The sequence below is a fragment of the uncultured Mycobacterium sp. genome (genome assembly GCF_964249325.1).
Taxonomy (GTDB): domain Bacteria; phylum Actinomycetota; class Actinomycetes; order Mycobacteriales; family Mycobacteriaceae; genus Mycobacterium.
This window is the reverse complement of record NZ_CAXUCH010000003.1, coordinates 60341-62113: the sequence shown is the minus strand read 5'-3', so window position 1 is coordinate 62113 and position 1773 is coordinate 60341. Positions and strand designations below refer to the sequence as shown.

Annotated in this window: 1 pseudogene (running past one end of the window); it reads left to right on the top strand. The window is 68.9% G+C overall.

Annotated elements, in window-relative coordinates:
* Positions 1-1773: pseudogene (gene recC, locus ACFE99_RS01070) on the top strand (exodeoxyribonuclease V subunit gamma); its annotated part runs 623 nt beyond the window's last position; the annotation flags it as partial.

The following is a 1773-nucleotide window of genomic DNA, read 5'->3' as shown; positions in this document are numbered from 1 at the left end:
ACGAATTCTTGAGTGGCACAACGCGTTTCGGCACCTTGCTGGGCTGGCTGCAGTCGGATGTCGCCGCCAACGCGGTGCGGCCCGAGGGCCGCACGCTCGCCGAGGGGGACCGCTCAGTGCAGGTGCATGCCTGTCACGGTCCGGGGCGGCAGATCGACGTGCTGCGCGAGGTGCTGCTCGGCCTGCTGGATGACGACCCGACGCTGGAGCCGCGCGACATCGTGGTGATGTGCCCGGACATCGAAACCTATGCCCCGCTGATCGTCGCCGGCTTCGGTCTCGGTGACGTCGCCGGTGAGAGCCACCCGGCGCACCGCTTACGGGTCAGGCGGGCCGACCGGGCGCTGACCCAGACCAACCCGCTACTCGCGGTCGCCGCCGGACTGCTCGACATCGCCGGGACTCGGGCCACCGCCAGCCAGGTGCTCGACCTCGCCCAGACGCCGCCGGTGCGCGCCCGGTTCCGGTTCAGCGACGACGACCTTGACCAGATCACCGACTGGGTGCGCCAATCGAACATCCGCTGGGGCTTCGCCCCACAGCATCGCCAGCCGTACGGGCTCGAAAACATCGTGCACAACACCTGGCGGTTCGGGCTCGACCGCGTCCTGACCGGGGTGGCGATGTCCGACGACTCGCAGGCGTGGCTGGGCACCGCGCTGCCGCTCGACGACGTCGGCAGCGACAAGGTGGGGCTGGCCGGGCGGCTGGCCGAGTTTGTGGGACGTTTGCACCGTGTCGTCGAAAGGCTCAGCGGCGCAAAGCCGTTGACGGAGTGGTCGGAGGCATTGGCCGAGGGCGTCGCGGCGCTGACCCGCAGCGACGACGACTGGCAGCACGCGCAGCTGCAGCGCGAATTCGCAGATGTGCTGGCGCAGGCCGGTTCTCGCGTATCGATGCTGCTGAGGCTGCCCGACATCCGCGCGCTGCTGTCGACGCATTTGGCGGGACGACCGACCCGGGCCAACTTCCGCACCGGGACACTGACCGTGTGCACCATGGTGCCGATGCGCTCGGTGCCGCATCGGGTGGTGTGCCTGGTCGGGCTCGACGACGGCGTGTTCCCGCGGCTCAACGCCCCAGACGGCGACGATGTGCTGGCCCGCTCGCCGATGACCGGTGAGCGCGACATCCGTTCCGAGGACCGGCAATTGCTGCTCGACGCGATCTGCGCGGCCACCGAGACGCTGGTGATCACCTACACCGGCGCCGACGAACACTCCGGTCACGAGCGTCCGCCCGCGGTGCCGCTGGCTGAGTTGCTCGACACGCTGGACCAGACCGCGGCGCAGCCGGTGCGGGAGCGAATCCTGATCAGGCATCCGCTGCAGCCGTTCGATCGCCGCAACGTCACACCGGGGGCGCTGGTACCGGGCCGGCCGTTTACGTTCGACCCTACTGCGCTGACTGCAGCGGAAGCGGCCACTGGGAAACGGTGTGCTCCAAAGCCCTTCATCACCGGTCCGCTTCCTGGTTCGACTTGCGATGACGTGGCGCTTGCCGATCTGCTGGATTTCTTCAAAGACCCGGTCAAGGGCTTCTTCCGCGCGCTTGATTACACCCTGCCGTGGGACGTCGACACGGTCGAGGACGCCATACCGGTCGACGTCGACCCGCTGGAGGAATGGACGGTCGGTGATCGGATGCTGCACGACATGCTGCGCGGCATGGACGCCGACACCGCGGCCCAGTTCGAGTGGCGGCGCGGCACCCTGCCGCCGGAGCGGCTGGGCTGGCGCAAAGCCAAGGAGATCCGCGATCGGGCTGCCAACC